General features: G+C 35.8%; 21 protein-coding genes. 2 read left to right on the top strand and 19 right to left on the bottom strand.

Annotation, left to right across the window (positions count from 1 at the left end; all coding sequences use genetic code 11):
- Positions 1-16 precede the first annotated feature (16 nt).
- From HYG86_RS05075 to HYG86_RS05120, 10 genes are all read right to left on the bottom strand, one after another.
- Positions 17-523: an RDD family protein gene (locus HYG86_RS05075; RefSeq protein WP_213167844.1), complete on the bottom strand. Its 507-nt coding sequence runs from the start codon at positions 521-523 to the stop codon at positions 17-19.
- A 262-nt stretch (positions 524-785) separates the two neighbouring features.
- Positions 786-1,781 carry a phosphotransferase enzyme family protein gene (locus tag HYG86_RS05080; protein WP_213167845.1) on the bottom strand — a complete coding sequence of 332 codons (996 nt, stop codon included), beginning with the start codon at positions 1,779-1,781 and terminating at the stop codon, positions 786-788.
- Between the two features lie 136 nt (positions 1,782-1,917).
- Positions 1,918-2,439, bottom strand: coding sequence for an NUDIX hydrolase (locus HYG86_RS05085; RefSeq protein WP_213167846.1), 522 nt, complete (start codon positions 2,437-2,439; stop codon positions 1,918-1,920).
- Positions 2,440-2,677: 238 nt separating this feature from the next.
- On the bottom strand, positions 2,678-3,025 hold the full coding sequence (locus HYG86_RS05090; RefSeq protein WP_213167847.1) for an SdpI family protein: 348 nt from the start codon (positions 3,023-3,025) through the stop codon (positions 2,678-2,680).
- Positions 3,026-3,147: 122 nt separating this feature from the next.
- Positions 3,148-4,266, bottom strand: coding sequence for a hypothetical protein (locus tag HYG86_RS05095; RefSeq protein ID WP_213167848.1), 1,119 nt, complete (start codon positions 4,264-4,266; stop codon positions 3,148-3,150).
- A 146-nt stretch (positions 4,267-4,412) separates the two neighbouring features.
- The gene (locus tag HYG86_RS05100; protein WP_213167849.1) at positions 4,413-4,730 is read right to left on the bottom strand and encodes a hypothetical protein; all 318 of its coding nucleotides are present in this window, start codon (positions 4,728-4,730) and stop codon (positions 4,413-4,415) included.
- Positions 4,731-4,848: 118 nt separating this feature from the next.
- Positions 4,849-5,541, bottom strand: coding sequence for a flavodoxin family protein (locus HYG86_RS05105; RefSeq protein WP_213167850.1), 693 nt, complete (start codon positions 5,539-5,541; stop codon positions 4,849-4,851).
- Positions 5,542-5,708: 167 nt separating this feature from the next.
- Complete coding sequence (locus tag HYG86_RS05110; RefSeq protein WP_213167851.1) at positions 5,709-6,497, bottom strand: hypothetical protein; 789 nt, start codon at positions 6,495-6,497, stop codon at positions 5,709-5,711.
- Positions 6,497-6,841: a PadR family transcriptional regulator gene (locus HYG86_RS05115; protein WP_213167852.1), complete on the bottom strand. Its 345-nt coding sequence runs from the start codon at positions 6,839-6,841 to the stop codon at positions 6,497-6,499. The genes HYG86_RS05110 and HYG86_RS05115 overlap by 1 nt, the downstream gene beginning before the upstream one ends.
- 221 nt (positions 6,842-7,062) lie before the next feature.
- A complete protein-coding gene (locus HYG86_RS05120; protein ID WP_213167853.1) occupies positions 7,063-8,523 on the bottom strand; it encodes an Msr family ABC-F type ribosomal protection protein in 1,461 nt (486 codons plus the stop codon).
- A gap of 516 nt (positions 8,524-9,039) precedes the next feature.
- Here HYG86_RS05120 and HYG86_RS05125 point away from each other — a divergent pair.
- Positions 9,040-9,399, top strand: a complete 360-nt coding sequence (locus tag HYG86_RS05125; protein ID WP_213167854.1) for a hypothetical protein — start codon at positions 9,040-9,042, stop codon at positions 9,397-9,399.
- Between the two features lie 105 nt (positions 9,400-9,504).
- Here the strand turns inward: HYG86_RS05125 and HYG86_RS05130 are convergent, their stop codons facing one another.
- Entirely contained in the window at positions 9,505-11,547 is a 2,043-nt protein-coding gene (locus HYG86_RS05130; RefSeq protein WP_213167855.1) for a methyl-accepting chemotaxis protein, read from the bottom strand.
- Between the two features lie 352 nt (positions 11,548-11,899).
- On the opposite strand from HYG86_RS05130, the gene HYG86_RS05135 reads away from it, so the two are divergent.
- Positions 11,900-13,399 (top strand): IS1182 family transposase, encoded by a 1,500-nt coding sequence (locus tag HYG86_RS05135; protein WP_213167856.1) that lies wholly within the window; start codon positions 11,900-11,902, stop codon positions 13,397-13,399.
- Between the two features lie 62 nt (positions 13,400-13,461).
- Here the strand turns inward: HYG86_RS05135 and HYG86_RS05140 are convergent, their stop codons facing one another.
- From HYG86_RS05140 to HYG86_RS05175, 8 genes are all read right to left on the bottom strand, one after another.
- A complete protein-coding gene (locus HYG86_RS05140; protein ID WP_213167857.1) occupies positions 13,462-13,833 on the bottom strand; it encodes an iron chaperone in 372 nt (123 codons plus the stop codon).
- 111 nt (positions 13,834-13,944) lie between these two features.
- Positions 13,945-15,549, bottom strand: coding sequence for an ABC transporter permease (locus HYG86_RS05145; protein ID WP_213167858.1), 1,605 nt, complete (start codon positions 15,547-15,549; stop codon positions 13,945-13,947).
- Positions 15,549-16,442, bottom strand: a complete 894-nt coding sequence (locus HYG86_RS05150) for an ABC transporter ATP-binding protein (RefSeq protein ID WP_213167859.1) — start codon at positions 16,440-16,442, stop codon at positions 15,549-15,551. Before HYG86_RS05150 ends, HYG86_RS05145 begins: the two co-directional genes overlap by 1 nt.
- A 14-nt stretch (positions 16,443-16,456) precedes the next feature.
- Positions 16,457-17,083 (bottom strand): TetR/AcrR family transcriptional regulator, encoded by a 627-nt coding sequence (locus HYG86_RS05155; RefSeq protein WP_343064232.1) that lies wholly within the window; start codon positions 17,081-17,083, stop codon positions 16,457-16,459.
- Positions 17,084-17,230: 147 nt separating this feature from the next.
- The gene (locus HYG86_RS05160; protein WP_213167861.1) at positions 17,231-17,737 is read right to left on the bottom strand and encodes a GNAT family N-acetyltransferase; all 507 of its coding nucleotides are present in this window, start codon (positions 17,735-17,737) and stop codon (positions 17,231-17,233) included.
- A gap of 14 nt (positions 17,738-17,751) precedes the next feature.
- Positions 17,752-17,976, bottom strand: a complete 225-nt coding sequence (locus HYG86_RS05165) for a hypothetical protein (RefSeq protein WP_213167862.1) — start codon at positions 17,974-17,976, stop codon at positions 17,752-17,754.
- A gap of 69 nt (positions 17,977-18,045) precedes the next feature.
- Entirely contained in the window at positions 18,046-18,783 is a 738-nt protein-coding gene (locus tag HYG86_RS05170; RefSeq protein ID WP_213167863.1) for a DUF3784 domain-containing protein, read from the bottom strand.
- A 308-nt stretch (positions 18,784-19,091) separates the two neighbouring features.
- Positions 19,092-19,853: an aminoglycoside adenylyltransferase domain-containing protein gene (locus HYG86_RS05175; RefSeq protein WP_213167864.1), complete on the bottom strand. Its 762-nt coding sequence runs from the start codon at positions 19,851-19,853 to the stop codon at positions 19,092-19,094.
- Between the last annotated feature and the right edge of the window lie 90 nt (positions 19,854-19,943).

Below are 19,943 nucleotides of genomic sequence, written 5' to 3' on the forward strand. Positions count from 1 at the left end.
GGAACTTTGCAATGCACTAGGGCGTTAGCTCTATGACCTCTGTTTTTGCATAGTTATCGTGGATAGCTTTGTTACCCCTTTTATAAAACAAGTATCCCACGTATATCAATATAAGTGCGTTTGGAATGTAGATTAGGTAAGTACTCTCTGGAGTTAAAGTCCACCATGGTTTGGGAATGAGAATGATAATATGGGTTAACTCCCATGGAAACAGTCTCACCAATGTCCTCGCTATAGCTTGCGTTGTTTTGATATTTTGCCTCTCTTTATTAACTACCTTTATGTTTAAAAACTTCTTCCCTAAGGTTTGGCCCTTTTTTGATTCAAGCAATATAAAGTATAGCCAAACTGGTAATGACATGGTTAGCAAAACCCACACTTCTATTTTATAGCCCGTATCTAAGTATGTGAAGGGAAAGCCATTAGTTATATTGTTTAGTAACCATTGGCCCCCACCAAGTACCGATGTTAAGATTACAAAGTCAAGCCAATAGGCTATTAGACGTTTTAAAGTCAGTCTCATAGGCTACCTCCTTTGTTTGCGATAATAGTCTTTTCAAGTATATCATAGTTTTGTTTTATATCTCCACGAAATATGCAGGTGTCCATAGCTAAGTAAACATCAATAAGCCTGAATAGATAATTATCAGTTCTCCTTCTGGTTTTTCTCCATCATAAGATGATCCATTTTGTGGGTCCGGGCAGGTACGGAGCCCTGCACCCTACACTATGTTGGTGCCCTATGTAAGTTGCAAAAAAGCCGTAGGTTACTACAGGCTTTTTGTTTATTTGCTTCTTCCATATAAAAATCCTTCGCCAGATAGATATAGTTTTATTAGTTTTGCTATAAATGGTGATTTTCTAATCAAGTCCTCTTTCTCTTGAGGGTTTGATGAGTGGAAACTTATGTTTTCAATACATGCCATAATGAAGAAGGTCTCTAGACAGTCTTGATGATTTCCAGGTAGTTTCCTTATACTTTCATACCCTTCTATGAAAGATCTCCTCTGTGATGGAGCTATGCCCAATAGTGTTTGAGCTATATCATATTGGTAAAAGCCATAGCCACAGCGACCAAAGTCAATTACCCTAGGTAGGCCTTTGTGAAAAACAACATTCCCCATATGTAAGTCTCCATGAATTATGCCAAATGTATGATGAGTTTTTTCCATTTCGTCTATTTCTACACTGATTTTTTCTACACCCTTTTGAAATATTGCAAAGTCTTCCTTAGACATTAAATCATCACAGTATTTTTCTAACTTTTCTATATCCCTTTTAATACTTTCTTTCCCCCAAGTAGGTCTTACAAATAGATGGTCTGGCTTAAATTCAGATGATGAATTATGTAGCTTTGCCATCATAGACCCGACTTTAAATAAATGGGTGTGTTGAATACCTTCTTGCCTTAACCGTCCTTCAACCCATTTCATCAATGAACATGGTTGTTTTGTGTCTTTAAGTTCTGTTTCGAACTCTGTAACATAACAGTTATGGATATTTTTTACTCCTTGAGGGACTACTACATCCCTTTCTTGTAAGTATTCCAGCCAAGTAAGTTCGGAAATAATTTGATTTTTATTCAGTAGCTTATCCTGATGTAAACGTAATAAATACCTCTCCCCTAGGTCTGTATCTATACGATAGGTAATGTTATCGGATACTCCAATGAGTTTTATTGTTATATGGCCTTCTATTTCGTAGTTTTTAATCACTCTGTTAGCTATTTCTTTTCCTTGTTTCAATAACATTCTTCTAGAGCTAATTTTATCTTTAATCAATTGGCATCCCCCTGGCACATTGCTTTTTTAATAATTCTAACATTGTCTATGTTAGAATTAAATATAAAAAACACCTATGAAGTTTTCTTTACATACAGCTTTTGTAGTGTTCATAGCCCTTGGAAATATGTACGTACTAGTTGACTCTAGTACTTGATTTAATAGTATACTCAAGAATAGTTGCATCCCTTAGCATCATGAATTTCATTGAGTAATCTTCACATTTTTTGAATGATTGTCTTAAAAGCCTCAAAGCATGATCCAACTCAAACCACTGTAGCTCAAACCCGAGCTCTTGCTCATTTTTAGACAGACTCTGATTTTGGTCAGATGGTAGCTTACTAGCTAAAAAACAATAGGATAGTTGAAGAAATTTATTAATATTTTTGTGTTCTTCTACAATACCTAATTCTTCAATTATTTCACATTCAAAACCAGTTTCTTCTTGGATCTCCCTTAAAAAAGCTACCTCGGAATTCTCATCTTCCTCGATTCCACCCCCTGGTAATTTAAATAGATCTACCTTTTTCATGTACATAAGAGCAATTTTTTTATTCTCGTCAAGTAGTACTCCCCTTGCCCCATATCTATCTACCCTTTCTAATAAATCTTTTGAACCACCTATTACATCAAAATCAGTAATTATTCTATGTAGCATAATCTAACCTCCAGTATAAGTTTGACTAATTTCGTTAATCCTGACTTTTCTATACAAGTTGTATTTCATTTGTCATTCGCTCTAGATTTAGCAAATCCCTTTTAATTGTCATAGTATTTTTAGATGTGTGGTTAACAAAATGAAATTAAATACATGGTGGAGAATATTGGGGCCGTCCCACGCTGAAAGCATGAGCTACAATATTAAAACAGCCTGCTTTGGTATAGCAGGCTGTTTATTACTTTTTTTCAATTTTTCCTTTTAGCTTCATTTCTATATATGGAATTGGTATAACCAGTGCTATTATTCCTATTCCGGCGTTTATCAAGCTTAGATATTCAGGGGCAAGTGACATTTGTAATTTACCTATAGATACTATAACCAGTATTAATATGCCCATTAGTAAATAAGCTGCACCACACAGCTTATGGGCATAGTCCCATGCTTCTTTTGACTTCATAGATCTCTTTGTTCTATATCCGTAGATATAATTGATATTTTTAGGTGGGCGTGTTCGAAATAAAATACCAATTATTATCATTGATACAGGGATCAGTAAATCGACAATCCAGAAGAATAAAGTCATATAATCCCTCCAGCCTTTTTCGTTTTGGTCTTGTATGTTCTAAAATTTTACTGATTTCAAGGAAGAAATTTATGTTAGGAGAAACATGCCATATACAGTGCTACTATATATGGCATGTCTTTTTATTGTAGGTTATTATTTTCAAATACCCTTATTAAGTTATCCTCAGACTCCAAGTACTTTATACTTACAGCATCACCTTTTTCAGTGATTACTAGGTTGGCAAAATCCTTAAATGAACCTCGGTATAGTTCAGGGTTGCCCTCAAGTTTTACATAGTAATAAGTGTCCCCTTCCACTATTACCATGTTTATACGTTCTACTATTCCATTAACCTCAGCCAAGTTAGATTCGTCTATTATGAAGTCAGTATCATTTCTAAGGCCAATCTCTACCATATACTCTGCTTGAGCTGTTTCTATATTCCTAGAAACACCGCTTCGCATGTAATCACTAACATTAACAAAGGCATATTCCGCTATGTTGTTATTACTGTCTTTTAATGTCATGAAGTAGGTAGGTTTTCCACCAACACTAATTAGTACAGGCTCAGTTGCAGTATAGCCAGCATTTTGAACTCGTCCTTCTGCAATGTTCATGGCTTTCTTTTCAGTAGCACCGGATATGCTGTATAAACTCACTTCTTCTGTTCGTGTATCCATAAGCATGAATCCCACAGTGGCTTCATCGCTACCCCACGATGTTACTCCTGTATAATAATATGCTCTACCCTCGTTGTAGACTATGTTTGTTCCACTGGACTGTTTTAACTGTCCCTTATTGGAAGGGTTAAACCAACCGTTGGGATACTTGCCCCAAGCCGCTAATCTTTTTTTGAAGAATGATTCAGGGATCACCCTATCTACCCATGTAGGATAGTTACTACCTTGCTCAAAAAACTCCATCTCGCCGTCAACTGCATCTACAACTAGAATACCTTCCACTTCGGAACCACTAAAACCTATTGTGTTGTCATATACAGTAATTATATAGTATGGATGCCCGTTATCATCTATTTCAAAAGAGAAATCTGTATATCCTTTTCTTTTGGAGAAATTGTTATAAACGTGTCTACGGATGTCATTTCCCCAGTATGCACTTGTAGAATACTTAATTTTGTGATCTCTAACCCACTCAGTCTCCCTACTATTTGCATTTACTTTAATGTACCCTTCAGCTCCATCAAGGTTGTTTCTCCACTTGAAGAAACCCCTATGCTGCAGTGGTGCCACCCAGTACAATTCATCCCCTATTGTTTGTAGGGTAAAGTCCCTCTCCCTTAGTTCAAACTGAGAACCAATGGCGGATTCACTACCTAACCTGTTTTCTGCATGCCTTAAAGCATCAGAACTGTCTAAAACCCGTAGTCTAGATGTATCTACAACTGTTATTTCATTGCTGAATCTTTTTCTTCAACATTACCAATCAAAGTGTGCCTGCTCGAGTGGGTGAATATAGCTGAATTAAAAAAGCCAAATCCTAGCATGAAAATTAGTATTACAGCAGGTATTGCCAAAACACTAACTTTTTTTGTACGTATAGAAAAATAAGTTGTTAGGATTACTGCATATAGCAGAACTATAATCCATGAAGATATGAAGTTAATAACAAACAAAGGAGGCAAGAACAACCATGTTATAAAGATAAACAGTAATGTGATTGCTACTACCACAATTAAATCGATAATTGCATTTTTTGAATTCAATGTAAAACTCTCCTCTCAATAATTAAATATATAACACAGCGAAATTGTATGCATATATTTTTATTCTATGCCTCATTTTAATAACCCTTTTTTATTAATAATTGTTCATAATTGGAAGTCATAACCAGCCTTTACTCTTCCAATACTCCTTATCAACATTTCCATCTTCGTACCCTGCTATCATCTTCTTCATCATTATGAAAACACCCTTGGTAAACAATCTATCTTTCATATTTACCCGTTTCACTAAACTAGTATGATACTTCTTACCTAGGCTGGCTAAATCCCTCTCCATTCTAACCCTTTTCTTATGGTTTATATCCTCCCATTTACTGGCTGCCACATTGGCTCCAAATGAGTATGTTCTCTTTACCCCCATATAGTCTAAGGCTAAATTCATAGACTTATTTGCCCTTTTGGTTCCTGTACCTGCAGCTGTAGATATAACCAAACCTATCTTTGAAAACATCTCTTCCTTAGGCCTGTGGGGCATCCACATAAAACAAAGATGATCTATAAAGGTCTTCATGGCCCCTGATACATCTAAACCATATACAGGGGATGCTAGGATAATACCATCTACTTTTACAAGTGTATCAACTATTGGTGCAACTTTTTCAACATGAGGACAGTATTCTTCTCCTTTGAGTATACAATTGAAACAACCCAAGCAGTGATCAGGCAAATCCTTTTGTAACCATATTTCCTGAAATTCAAAGTCTCCCTGCTTAGAGAGTGTCTCTTTTACTATCTTTACGCAGTTATAGGTACTACCCTTTCTACAATTTCCGTAAATAATTGCTACCTTCATAAGTCGCACCTCCTACCCTTTACTTATCCATCCATTTTCACAAAACACATTACATCCTATCTTTGAGTTCCATCATATCTTCTTTATACTTTCAGAGCTGTAATAATCTTATCCATAATGTTTTGGCATTAGCACTGTGGTATCAGTGTTTTATTTAGACTTCCTAATTATTTGAAAGGTATGGTAAACATTTTTAAAATCCAGTCGCTGATATTTGGATAAGCACTTCTGATAAGGGAGATTACCTCGTCTTTTGTAGCACTTACTTGGGAAAGGCTATAGTTAGGCCCTTCGCTTCCCCCACTTATTACGTAATCCCCTATTGCTTTTCCTCCTATTGCAACCGTACCGCGAGCATATCCCCCTACTGCTATGTTCCCAATTGCTAAACCACCCATTGCACCCAACCCTATTGCAATTCCTCCTAGGGCCAGTAATCCTAAAGCTATTCCTCCCAAAGCAATACCTCCCACTGCAAGTCCGCCAAAGGCAAAGGCTCCTAATCCGATTCCCCCAAAAGAGGTAACGCCAAAGGCAATCCCCCCAATGGATATAACCCCCACGGCTATATCACCAATGGCTATAATACCTTTTGCTAAGCAAGGCTTATTAAGTCTTTTTGTCCTACTGAATTTTATGTGAACTAATGGTAATCCAAATATCAGTTTTTTTGATTTATATTCATAGTAGTTATTTAAAAGTTTATTTGTCATTTTACATTCTTGTATTAGTCTTTCTATAACTTCATCTTTATCTTGATATAATGTATCCATAAAATCCTTAGCAACCTCTTTTGGGTCACCCATATTTTCTAAAATTGTTTCCATATCTTTTTCTATACTTGCTTCATCAATATGCTGAAATAAGTCTTTTCTAATTCTTTCTTTCATTTTCCCATCCACTGCCATATTATCAATGACCTGTTGTACGTAAAGTTCGGCTTTATAACTGTTCATTATACTCCCCCCAAGTTCATTATAGATTCTACTGCATTAAACAAAACATCAAGCTCTTCTTTCATATTCTCGAGCTCATTTAAACCTTCGTCCTTAATTTTGTAGTACTTCCTAGGGACTTTTCTTTTTGCGTCTTCCTTATCCCAGTAGCTTTCGATTAAATTATTGTCTTCTAGCCTATATAAAATGGGATACAATGTCCCTTCCTTCATAAGAAATACACTGTCACTTTTGTTATCTAATTCCTGAATTAGTTGATATCCATACATGTTTTCTATGCTCAGTAATTTTAGAATTAATATATCTATAACTCCTTTTTTTAGTTGCCTACCTATTTTATTCAATAATAACACTCCTCCTAATCTATATACCTAGTATTACTAAGTATATAGTAAACCAACATAGTACCGTAAATCAATATGGATTTCCATTAATTAATAGTTTGTTAATATCTCAGTACAAATAACTCGACCAAAAAATGACTTTGTCATCATAGTAAAAAAAGGAAGTCATTAGAGACTTCCTTCATTTATTATGATAATAAACAATGATGAAAGAGACGAAATTAAACTAGGTGCAGCTGATTGTCCTTTATATCATAAACTACATCAGCCACGTTATCTATTAGTCCCTTGTCATGGGATACAAACACAATTGTTCCTTTATAGTCTTTCATAAGACGTTCCAACGCTTCTATGCTGGGCAAATCTAGGAAATTGCTGGGTTCATCCATGAGCAGTATATTGTATGGTCCTAGTAGCATTTTAGCGATCAATAGCTTTATAATTTCCCCGCCACTTAGTACAGATAACTTTTTAGAGATATCTGTCTGTGCAAAGCCCATTGATGCCAGCACAGAACGGATCTCAGAAGTATTGTAATCACAGTCTTGGGTCATAAATTCGATGATACCCAGCGCTTGGTTATACTTATAACCATTTTGAGCAAAGTAACCCATCATAGCTTTGGGTGAGACTGTGATACCATCTTCTTGATTTAGGATCATCTTTAATAGGGTGGTTTTTCCTGTTCCGTTGCCTCCTGTCAAGGCTACTTTTGAGCCCAGAGGTATATTAAATGAGGCATTATCAAATAGTAGCTTGCCCCCTAATTGTTTAGTTATTTCTGAACCAATGATGGGGTATGGGTTATGGAGCTGTAGTGCTTTACTTTGTCGGAATCGAATTGAACGGGTGTTTTCAGGAGCTTCTACATCACCTAAGGCCTCTATCCTATTCTCAATGGATTTAGCAGCATTATATAGCTTTTTCTGCTTACTTCCAGTTGGTTTCTGGTGCCCTAATCGTCCCGCACTTTGAGTGTTTTTCTTTTTAGCACCGCTATTTGCCTTTTGCTCTATTTTATTCGCTTGTTTTCGCTTTTCCTCTACAGCTTTTTGTAGTCTGTCCCGTTCAGCAACAAAACGTTGATATTTTACAGTTTCATTTTGGTGTTCTTCCTCTTTTTGTCGAACATAATCAGAATAGTTACCCCAGTATTCTGTGATTCTGCCATTCTTTAGTTCCCATATTTTATCCACTACCTCATCAAGGAAATAACGGTCATGGCTTACTACCAGTAGGGCTCCAGTATAGTATTTTAGTTGCCCAATTAAAAACTCTGTCCCTTCACTATCCAAGTGAGATGTGGGTTCATCGGCAAAAATACCATGTACTTGTTCTGATAAAGCTTGAGCTATTTTAAGCCTTGTTTCTTCTCCACCACTCATGTTCTGCAAATTTACTTCTTTTACACCCATTTTGCCCATAAGTGAAAAGTCTTTAACTTCTGTATTACTTACTTGGTCTAGCTGGGGCACATATGCAAATCTACCTAATCGATTAATTTTACATCCTGGAAGTTCTATTTCCCCCAAAAGAATCTTTAGTAGCGTGCTTTTCCCTGAACCATTGGCGCCTACCAATCCAATTCTATGGTAATCGTATATTTCTATGTCCTTTATATCTAAAATATCCTTACCTGAGTATTCTACACAGATATCTTTTCCTTTTATTAACAATTCCATTTTCTATTCCTCCTGTCTAAATCGCATGTTTCCTTATAAGTATTCGCAGGGAAAATCCTGCGATTGACAGGGTTGATTATATATAGATATAGAACATGATTCTTGCTGTATTGAACATAGTCTTACCTCCCTTTATTTTTGAAATTAAAAAAGCAGATCATATCCACACAGGGATTTTGATCTGCAAATTATCGAAAAAAGCATATGAATAAAAAAGGGTAACCCTAAAAGGGTACACTCCACCTATTCCATGTCATTTTCGCAATATAAGCACAACAAAAAGCCCACTGATGTGGATTGGTTTTACCTCTTTTTTGTTGAAAACTTATATTAACCGAAAAATAAAAACATAAAATGGTGTCCTCCTTAGCACTTTGATATAAATATCATAGCATAAATGGATTAGTGTTTCAAGATGATGAGTCATGCTCTGATTTTTTTGTTAATGAGAAGGATTAGAGTGGGTCTTTAGAGAATATATTATCGTTATCTAAAAAATTGATAGGAGGTAATTTGATGGGACTATTTGACTTAGTATTTTCTAAAAAGAAACAGCCGGAGGTTTCAGAGAACTCTTTCGCATTGTTCATTGTTCCAGATGAAAGTAAAAAGGATGACGAAAACATGGATATCTTTTGGTCTTACTCAGAGCAACTAGAAGATTATAGTGAAATTGGCCGTACCTATGACCTAGGGAAAGATGAATTACTGAAAGTCAATAACACTATAAGTATAGACAAAACTCCTTGCTTCATCCTCACACAGGACATTTTCTATGATGAGGAAGATATAAAAAATATGCTGTATAACCCCCTTGTCCATAGTGATAATCTTCAAGATGTTATAGATTACCTAGAACATAAAAGAAATAAATAAACTTTAATAAACTAACCCCCTCGACTAATCTTTTAGCGGAGGGGGTTAGTGCATTAAATGGTCATATGATTGAGCAGACCCACCATTAAGGTCCCTCTTTTTAAATTAAACTTTAATTTCTGCTATTAGTGAGTGTAATTCTTGAGCTAATTTAGCCAGAGCCTGACTTGATGCAGAGATTTCCTCCATGGAGGCAGTTTGTTCCTCTGTGGCTGCAGATATGTTCTGAATTTGACCTGCAACTTCTTTAGAGGAGAGTTCCACTTCAGAAGCTGATGCAGATACTGTTTGACTTCCATTACTAACCTGCTCCACTGAATTACCCACTACTTTTATCTGTTCACTGACTGCTCGAATTACTTCTGCAACTTCATCAAAAGAAGCATTTGCTATTTTCACAGCTTCCATTCCTTCTTTTACATGCTCAGCTGTGCCATCCATAATTCTATTTACTTCTGTTACACTATCCCTATTCTCTTGTATAATGCTAACTATGTTCAGAACTGCTGAGTTTGATTCTTCAGCAAGCTTCCTAACTTCATCTGCTACTACAGCAAATCCTTTTCCTGCTTCACCTGCCCTTGCAGCCTCTATGGCAGCATTTAGTGCTAATAAGTTAATCTGCCTTGAAATTCCTTGTATCAGCTCTGTTATGTTACGAATTTTATCTGAGCTTTCAGCTAACTGTTTGATTCCCTTTGTAACCTCTAAACTGCTTTCATTTATATCCTTCATTTTTGCATTTACTAAACCAATATTATTTTTACCCTCTCCAGCTTGTCCTTGCATTTCTTGACTCATCTGTTGAATAAAAGATGCATTGGTATTTACCTCCTGGATACTAGTGGTTATCTGTTCCATGGCTGCTGTGGTGTTTAATACCTCAGATAATTGTTTATCCGTATTGATAGCAACTTCACCAGCCGAGTTAGCTACATGCTCCGAGGCCATTGCAGCTTGTTCGGAACTTGCAGTTAGCTCTTCTGAACTTGCTGCTAGTTGCTCTGCCTTTTCATTTATGCTCTTTGTTAGACTCTGCATCGATGTAACAATTTCGTTAAACCCGGAAGCTAACGTTCCAATTTCATCACTTCTTTTTGTAAACTTTTCATCCATAAATTCAGTAAAATTCCCTGAAGCCATTCTATTACATTGAGCAGTAGCCGCAACAATAGGTGTTGTAATTCTCCTTGCCACCACTGAAACTAAGACTACCCCTATAATTAAAGCTATAATTGTAATGAGCATCAATCTACCTTTTAATGCAGGCAAAGCCCTTAAGACTTCGTCCTTAGGTACAGTTACCCCTACAATCCATGATGTGTTAGCCACTGGTGAATATCCCACGTACATTTCAGTACCATTTAAGGTATAATGGGTAACATTTGTATCCCCTTTTACCATTTTAGTTGCTGCTTGTCCTACAAATTTATAAACCTCATCACTTTTGCCTGCTTCAATAACATTGAACATTTCTCTAACGAAGGTTACATTTGGATGAGCAACTGTAACTCCGTTTTTATTTAACAGATATGCGTAACCTGTTTCGCCATAAGTTATGCCATCTACTAAGTTATTAAGAAATGTGGCATCTCCCACAGCTACTAATACCCCTATTATTTCTCCTTCAACTTCTATAGGCACAGAGTATACGATAATTACTCCCCCATTATCGTCTGTGTTTACACTTACCGTGGGATCCATAAGACCTCTTTTTCCCTTTAAGGATTCATGGTAGTATTCCCTACTGGAGACGTCAACTATTTCACCCCTTAGTCCATAGGAGTCAGAAAGAAAAAGATTACCATTTAAGTCAGAGATTCCAATTCTTAAAAAATCCGTTCCCATGACAATTTGCAAGAGAGTATCCATTTTCCCCTGCATGTCATCATTCTCTACATCTGTCACAAACTCTCTTTGTGCTAACCCTTCCAAAAAAATAAAGTTGTTTTCAATATTAGCTGCTACGACATTACTAACATCTTCAGCTTTATAGGGTAATGACCCTTCAACCTCATCGATTAGTGCTCCCGAAGCACTGTTGTACGAAATAGTTGATAATATAAGACTAACTACAATCAAAAGAGTAGAAAAGTACAAAATTAACTTAAAACTTAAACCTTTAAATATTTCCTTTAATTTGCTCATAGTGAACTCCCTTCTAGTGTGTAAGCTTAACATATGTATATAATAGATATAATAATTACTTTGCTAATATTCGACATAAATCGTCACACACCTTTTAAATTCCCAAGCATTTCTATTGGTAAATTCTACCTAATTAAAAAGGACGTCAATTTATGATTGACGTCACAATTATCTTACGCTGTCTACTTTCACTATGTTCCCTTAACTGAAAAAGAGACAAATGAAACGTCAGACTGTGTGAGAATTAAACAATAATATATGTCTAAAATGCCTACAAAGTACTGTAAATACAGTACTTTTCCCTTTTTCTGTAGTATAATTAAGTTATAGAATATCGGAGAGGGGATTTTAAATGTCATTTATACAAGGTACAGATAGAAAGCAAAAAACAATGTTTCCTGACTGCATAGAAAATTACATAGGTGAGGATAATCCCGTTAGGGTAATTGATGAATACGTAAAACTGGTCAATATGAGTGCATTCACTAAATCAAAGGAACACCGCAGAGGTGCACCAGGATATCATCCCTCTGTTTTATTGAAGTTATATCTATATGGGTATGTAAATGGCATAAGATCATCTAGAAAGCTAGAAACAGAATCTCACAGGAATATAGAAGTGGTTTGGCTATTACAAAAACTAAAACCTGATTTTAAAACAATAGCTGATTTCAGGAAAGAAAATAAAACTCAGCTAAAACAAGTTTTCAAGGATTTTACTAAGTTGTGTAAGGATCTCAAACTATTAGGCGAGGAATTCATAGCAATAGATGGGACTAAAATTCAAGCTAATAATTCAAAGAAGAATAATTTCTCAAAGAAAAAAATACAAAGACACAAACAATATATCGAAGATAAGGTTAATTCCTATCTAGATTTGTTAGAAAGCAGTGACAAAGACGATTCACCTAAACTTAAGTATACACCTGAAGAAATTCAGCAAAAAATTGAAAAACTCAAGGAGCGTAAAATTAAATTTGAAGAGTTGGAAAAAAAACTACAGGATAGCGAAAGTAATGAAATATCTACAGTTGACGAAGATGCTAGGCTTATGGACAACAAAAACAATGGTGTTACTGTAGCATATAACATACAAACAGCTGTAGACTCTAAGCATAGTATTATAGTGGCATATGATGTTACAAACAATCCCGCAGATCAAGGTAATCTAAATTCACTTGCAGAAAAGGCTAAAGATATATTTGGAAAAAGGAAACTTGAAGTAGCAGCAGATAAAGGCTATTACCAAGCAGACGACCTTATGAAATGTGAGAGAAACGAAACAACAGTCTATTTGCCAAAACAGTCGTATTCTAACGCCACAGGAGACAAAGATTTCTACGGAGATAAATTTACTTATGTGCCTGAAAAAGACTTATATATTTGTCCTTTGGGCCATGAATTACGCAGAATAAACCACAAATCAAAAGAACCAAAAAGAATAAAATATAGAAACTACGATGCCTGTAAAAACTGTGAATCAAAAAGCAAATGCACCACTGCAGCCAAAGGCAGGATAATAAATCGGTCACCTAACCAAGATTTTTTGGATACTATAGATGCTAGAACAGAAGCAAATATGGACAAATACCTACAAAGGCAGATGATTGTTGAGCATCCTTATGGAACCATCAAAAGGACAATGAATGCTGGGTATTTTTTAACAAGAGGGATGGATTCTGTAACTACAGAGACAGCCCTAGTTTTGCTAGCCTATAATTTTAAAAGAGTAATAAATATTATAGGAGTGAAAGAACTACTAAGGATATTAGTAGCTCTTAGACCCACTTTATCATTGTATTTTTATATGTTTAAGTCATATTGCACCAAAAGACAGGAAATTTACGGCTAATCTTTGAGTTTTTAGAGATTAGCCACACAGTCTGACGTCCCCACGTCTCTTCCCATGTCTATCTACTTCCTCCAAAATGTTGTACAGTGTGCTTTTTCTTGGATATTAAATTCTATTATTTTCTCAAGTAATGAAAAATCAACAGAGTTATCCCACTGGATACGAAATAACTCTTTAGTATGAGTATAGCCAGCCTCCACAATTTCATGGGAAAATTGGTTAATCCCTGCATTTTCAGGTGCAACAGCTAAATGTTTTTTAGCTATGCTAAATCCAATTATAAATGTACCGTGATCTGTGAACATAGGCTGATTCCACGCAATCCTTGGGATTAATTTTGGAAATTTCTTTGTTACCCAATCTAAAACTTCTTCCGTTCTAGCCCTATGTTCAGGTTTTTCAATACCAGTTAAATATTCTGCAAAAATTTCCATACGGTTCACTCCTAAAGTAAATTTTAACTGAAAGGTTTTACAAAGCAATTTCCTATACGAGATAAGGGAACTAGAAGTGAAGACAAGGGCCCATCATGGACTCTTGTCTCTTTATCCTTGAATGTCTCGTTTGTTGTAGCCGATGCCCCCAAGTACTGTCAGGGCTATGGCTATTATGGTTAGTATTAGAAACTTAGGGAGACTGAAATCATCTACTGGAAGCTGAGGCACGTTGCCAAATGGTGAGAGTTTTCCCATCCATTTCGGGAATTGTAGTAGATTTCCCATATATACTACCACAAAGGAGTATCCTAGATACAACCAACTCATACCTGTCCAAGAGGGTAGCCATCCTATTAACAGCACTGCTACACCTATCATCGCCCAAATGGCAGGAAGGTAAACAAATGCCGAGCTTAGGATTGTACTTAAGGCGATTGGTTCCTCCATTACAGCAGCCGCTGCGTACCACAACCCTATTACGGACATGAACTGCATCACTACAGAAGATACAAAGGATATACTTAAATAACTTACTAGTACATTGGTTCTAGATACAGATCTTGCGTAAAGATGTTCAGTACGGCTTAGTTTTTCTTCACCTGCAAGTTTTAGGATAAACATTAACACAGGTACGGTACTTAATATTGAAATTATGGTAAATAGGAAGGTTAAGAATGTCTCTGCTAAGGTAACCCCTTCGATTTTAGGAAGCATATCAGCTATCATACCACTTCCATCTAAAAATACTTCTATGTCTCCAAAAATCGATCCATAGGATACTCCTAATATAAACATTCCTAATACCCAGCTAATTATGGCTGTACGTTGGAGCCTAAGAGCTAAACCTAGTGGACTTTGAAGGAAGGCAGAAGCTGACTTTCTACCTGGCTTTGCTGGTATGAATCCAGCTCCTAAGTCACGAATTGAGGTTAGGTATAGGGCAAAAACTAGTATAGCTAAAGATGCCCCTAGAGTTAGTAATACTGGCCACCAGTAATTGTTTACAAAAACCTCTGTACGTAAAACCCAACCAAAGGGTGAAAGCATGGATATTGCAGGATTACTGGTATCACCAATAGCCCTAATCAAGTATGCAATGAGTAAAAATGTAAAGGAGTAACCGATTGTTCCCCTTGTGGTTGATGTAAGTTGAGCAAATAAAGCAGTAATAGCTAAAAAGAAGATTCCCGTAACACCTAGGGCAACACCATATAGCATTGAGCCCATAAAATCCATACCTTCTAGGCCTAAAGCTGCTAAGCCAAGCCCAACTATAACTGAAAGAAGTACATTAACTGCTATCAGTACTAGTGATATGGACGCTAGGTTGGATAAAGGGCCAACAGGTAGTGAACGTACCATCTCTATACGGCCTTCTTCTTCATCCTCCCTTGTATGACGAGTAACAAATAAAATACTCATGATACCTACACCCAAAGCTGTGAAAAGTAACATGAAATTTGACATCATTGCTCCATCGTGATAATCATCTATTCCGTAAACAGGACCTAGCATGGCTACCATGGCAGGGTTTTCCATGGATTCGGCCATGATTTGTCTTTCAGCCCCTGTTGTGTATAGGCCCGGTAACGCTATACCTATGAGTATTGTAATGAGAACGATGGAAACTACCCAGATAGGTAGGCGAATCCTGTCCCTTCTTAGTATGAGTTTGGAAAGTTTCATTGTGTTGCTAAAAAGCTGCTTTGACATTATTGGGCACCTCCATCTCCTTTATAATGGCGCATAAACAGGTCTTCTAAAGTAGGTGGTGCACTTTCTAATTTTACAACATCGAACTGACTAATATGTTTGATGATGTATCCTAATTGCTCAGTGTCAGCTTGGAAAGTTATACTCTTTTCTCTCTTTTGAATATCATGAACCCCTTTAAGGTTTTCTAAGTTATCAACTGTCTTTAATGTTTCTAGATTTATACTGGTTCTTGTTAAGTGACGTAACTCATCTAGGGTTCCTGACTCTATGATCTTTCCTTGTCGTATGATGCTTACTTTGCTGCAGAGTTTTTCCACTTCAGATAGTATATGGCTGGAAAGCAATATACTTTTGCCTTTATTTTTTATCTCCATAACGCTTTCTTCGAAAACCTTCTCCATTAGGGGATCCAATCCTGATGTGGGCTCATCGAAGATATATAAGTCTGCATCAGATGCTAAAGCGGAAATTAATGCTACCTTTTGTCTGTTTCCTTTTGAGTATGTTCTACATTTTTTTGATGGGTCTAGGTCAAACTTTTTGATAAGTTCTTCCCTACGACTTTTGTTGTCAGTTCCCCTTAGTTTAACAAATAAGTCTATAACTTCTCCGCCTGTTAGATTAGGCCACAGGTTAACATCACCTGGCACATATGCAATCCGCTTGTGGATTTCAACGGCTTCTTTCCACGCATCTTTACCAAATATAGTTGCCTTACCTTCAGTGGCTTTTAATATTCCAAGTAATACCCTAATCGTAGTTGTTTTCCCAGCACCATTTGGTCCGATAAAACCGTAAACTTCCCCTTTTTTTACCTCTAGGTTAATTCCATCTAAAGCTGTAAATTTACCAAACTTCTTAGTTATATTACTAACCTTTAAAACTGACATTTTTCAACCTCCCCCTATTTGTAGAAAATTCTTTTTAAGACCTCTAAGAACCTATAAAAATCTTCCCAGTAAGGCTCCATGTCAACATCTTGTAATTCCTTACCATCAAGTTTACTTACTAACTCTTTTTCGTACCCATCCATTGTCCATTGAATAAGTTTAATTACTTCTTGGGGTTCCACATCCTCCCTAAATAGCGATGCGTCTATGTTGTCATATAGTTTTTTAAAACCGGAATCCCTAACATAATCAAGTTTATTTTTCAATTCTTGACTCATTTCAAATTTATCTTTATTGATGTATATAGTACCAAAAAAATTGAATATATGTGGATTTTTGGTATAAGCCTCTTTTTTTATCTTCCCTACTTGGGCATATTTTTCTATAAAGTCTGATTGGCCTTCATGAATTTTATCAAGGTACTCTGTGATTACAAATTTACTCCCATACTCGATTAAATAATCAAATAGTTCTTTTTTACTATTGAAGTAGTAAAAAAGCATCCCTTTACCTATACCAGCCTCCTTTACAATATTATTTGTTGATGCCTTGTTATATCCCTCTTTAGCAAACTCTTCAAAGGCAGCATTTAAGATTCGTTGTTGTTTTTCTTCGTCAAGTCCTCGGAATTTCTCTGTTATAAGTCATCACTCCTTTACTTCTAGACCACCATGGTCTAAGTAAATATTACCATGTTCGACCATGCTGGTCAATATTTTTTTAAATATTTTTTCTATTTGTTTTTCTGATTAAATAGTTCAAGGAGTCCTGCCTAGGACTCCTTAAGTTTATTTCTTTCCTAATGAAACCTTATATTCATCACTATTTCCCCTGTATTCACCTAGACTGTTAATTGTACCAGTTGATACTTTTTCAAATCCAAAGCTCTCATGTAATTTTATCGATGCAATATTTCTTCGGGAAATATTAGCAGATACTTCTTGAATTCCCCTATTCTTTAAAATAGATAAACCGTGTTTAATAAGCGACCTAGCTATCCCTAACCTTCTCATTTGAGGGATTGTCTCAATGCCTTCAATTAGCCACTTATTTTCTAGATATGGAGAGTTCCAAAATCTAACTACTCCAACAATTATTTCCCCACTAGTTTCTGTAGCAATAATTGTAAGTTTTTCTCCCTGTATTTTGTTAGAAAACCAATCATACCAAAAGTCTTTTATGCCCTCATGGGAACCTGGATTGTTATAGCTGTAAACCTTTGCTATATTCTCAATAATTATTTCGTTAAAGCAATCTATTTCTCTTATAAAGAATCTGGTGTAGTTCTCTGACATTTTACCCCCTCCAACTATATACTATTTAAGGTTTCTTTTATGTCTCCTGGTTCATCTGACATGATATTAGATATAGTAATAAATAGCGCTGTTACCGAAACGAAAAAACTTAACCAAGCATCGAACATTGTGGCGGCTTCTTCAAAAAATAAAAATTTCTTGTTTCTCAGTATATATACAAAATCAATAAAGTAAAGAATTGCACATAAACTCATAAGCCCATCTCTAATAATGTTCATCATATCCTCCTTATTTTAGCAATAAAGGAGCCTTACTCAGGGCTCCTTTAAATTTTTATTTTTTAGGCCTTACTGATTTTTCAACACTAGCCCTTTGTATATCTCTTCAGTGAGGGCTGAATTTCCTGCATTGAATATCACTATTCTTCCATTACTCTCCATGTAGATAAATGGTGATTTCCTTTCATCTACGTGTAACCTTGCTGAGCCATATCCTTCTAGATCGAAATTCCCTTTTTTATGGGGTCCTATGGCAGAACCGTTGGTTCTTCTGTTAATTTGGGGTAGTTCATCAAGTAATTTTACTTCTTCAATACTATCCCAAGCATATATCCTTCCGTATATACCATGAATTTTTACCCCTTCGTCTTCGAAAGAAATCTTTGCGGGTTGTGAAGAATAGATCATCAATACTCCAACCCCTAAAAATATAACACCTGTAAAAATTATAGTTATCAGTTGTTTCCCCTTTGATTCCTTGTTTACTACTCCTTTTTCCCCTAACCTATTCCTATCGTATTTCTGAATTATTATTAGCATACATACTGTGGATACTCCGAAAAAAATAAGGGGTACTGTCATTCCTGCTTTTATCCCTAAAGCATTTAAGATCCCTAATGCTAGGAAAACTGCACCATTTGCATATGAGTAGATACCCATTATATTTGCAACTTTTTTAATTTCAACCTTCTCTTGTTGTTCCTTTGACATTGTGTTATATCCTGCAATTAAAAAGTACCACTTAAAATTTACTATGGCCATACCCATCAGTAAAAACGTAGCTGCTATCATAAAATATACCCACATAACAACGCCTCCCTATAATTTCTATTTTTATCTTATCCCCATTATTCTCCATATTCCATATCACTACCTCAAGGTGTATTACAATGGTAGTACACCTTCCTTTACTTAATGATATTACTTTTTCCATGTCCTGTCAAACTAAAATATATTAATAATTTATTAAATCCTTAATAGCCTTCGGGTTCGAGGCCACAAAAAAAAGAACCTCAGTGTATACAATACATGAGGTTCTGGGCTTTGAAGTAGCAAAGAAGATAGTTTTTTTTAGCCTGATATCCAAATCAACTAGTTTACATATAGAACGGTCCCTATTCTATTAAACTTAATATTTTATCCTCCATATAATATGCAAATTCTTTAATTTCCTCTTGGTTCCATACAGTTTTAAAGTTTGAGTTTTGGTACTGTGCTAGTGCATAATCAACAATGGTGCGGAACTTTGTCGGAACATTTTTGTTGCCCCATTCTCCACCTTCTTTTTTTGAACATACAATATCTTCTTGTAGAAATGCTAAAACTCTACAAAGGTTTAGAATTAGATACACTGGCTCGTCTTGAGCTTGATCTTTGGCATACTTTACATCGTTTACTATAGATTGAACATAGTGTTCTTTTGTCACATCCCCAAAGGCTAGCTCTATGGGCTGTCCATACAAACATTTCCCTCTATTTTTGATTATGGTTATATGGGCAGCTAAATCTTCGTCATTAAAGTTACCACAAATATATTCTGGATCATTGAGATATCTTTCTTTATGTGCTTTGGAATAATGTAGTATAAAGGGAGTGGGATGTACGAAGTCCTTTGCAATTTCCTCTAATACAACACTCATTTCGAAATCTTTAGCTGGTCCCCCTTCACCTAATTCAACTAGCACATCTGCCAGCTTTCTTTTTACTTCTAAGGTGATCTCTTCTTTTACTACCACTAAAAAATCAATGTCACTGGAGTTTGGATTGAAGCATCCCATAGCCAACGAACCATGTAAGTATATGCCTGTAAGGTTCTCTTGTAAAATCTCTCTATACCTTGCAACTATGTTATCTAGTATTTTTTGAACATCTAACATTTAATAACCTCCCCATTAAGCTTGATTTAAACAAAGAAAAAGTGAGCTCAAATGGCTCACTTTTATTATAGACAATGAAGGATAAGAAAT

This window comes from Alkalicella caledoniensis (assembly GCF_014467015.1).
GTDB lineage: Bacteria > Bacillota > Proteinivoracia > Proteinivoracales > Proteinivoracaceae > Alkalicella > Alkalicella caledoniensis.

Coding starts and splice junctions, on each gene's coding strand:
- HYG86_RS05145 (WP_213167858.1), bottom strand. CDS start 15,549: ATGTCAAAGCAGCTTTTTAGCAACACAATGAAACTTTCCAAACTCATA.
- HYG86_RS05165 (WP_213167862.1), bottom strand. CDS start 17,976: ATGAACATTATTAGAGATGGGCTTATGAGTTTATGTGCAATTCTTTAC.
- HYG86_RS05175 (WP_213167864.1), bottom strand. CDS start 19,853: ATGTTAGATGTTCAAAAAATACTAGATAACATAGTTGCAAGGTATAGA.
- HYG86_RS05125 (WP_213167854.1), top strand. CDS start 9,040: ATGGGACTATTTGACTTAGTATTTTCTAAAAAGAAACAGCCGGAGGTT.
- HYG86_RS05085 (WP_213167846.1), bottom strand. CDS start 2,439: ATGCTACATAGAATAATTACTGATTTTGATGTAATAGGTGGTTCAAAA.
- HYG86_RS05120 (WP_213167853.1), bottom strand. CDS start 8,523: ATGGAATTGTTAATAAAAGGAAAAGATATCTGTGTAGAATACTCAGGT.
- HYG86_RS05135 (WP_213167856.1), top strand. CDS start 11,900: ATGTCATTTATACAAGGTACAGATAGAAAGCAAAAAACAATGTTTCCT.
- HYG86_RS05075 (WP_213167844.1), bottom strand. CDS start 523: ATGAGACTGACTTTAAAACGTCTAATAGCCTATTGGCTTGACTTTGTA.
- HYG86_RS05105 (WP_213167850.1), bottom strand. CDS start 5,541: ATGAAGGTAGCAATTATTTACGGAAATTGTAGAAAGGGTAGTACCTAT.
- HYG86_RS05140 (WP_213167857.1), bottom strand. CDS start 13,833: ATGGAAATTTTTGCAGAATATTTAACTGGTATTGAAAAACCTGAACAT.
- HYG86_RS05150 (WP_213167859.1), bottom strand. CDS start 16,442: ATGTCAGTTTTAAAGGTTAGTAATATAACTAAGAAGTTTGGTAAATTT.
- HYG86_RS05110 (WP_213167851.1), bottom strand. CDS start 6,497: ATGAACAGTTATAAAGCCGAACTTTACGTACAACAGGTCATTGATAAT.
- HYG86_RS05090 (WP_213167847.1), bottom strand. CDS start 3,025: ATGACTTTATTCTTCTGGATTGTCGATTTACTGATCCCTGTATCAATG.
- HYG86_RS05170 (WP_213167863.1), bottom strand. CDS start 18,783: ATGTGGGTATATTTTATGATAGCAGCTACGTTTTTACTGATGGGTATG.
- HYG86_RS05160 (WP_213167861.1), bottom strand. CDS start 17,737: ATGTCAGAGAACTACACCAGATTCTTTATAAGAGAAATAGATTGCTTT.
- HYG86_RS05130 (WP_213167855.1), bottom strand. CDS start 11,547: ATGAGCAAATTAAAGGAAATATTTAAAGGTTTAAGTTTTAAGTTAATT.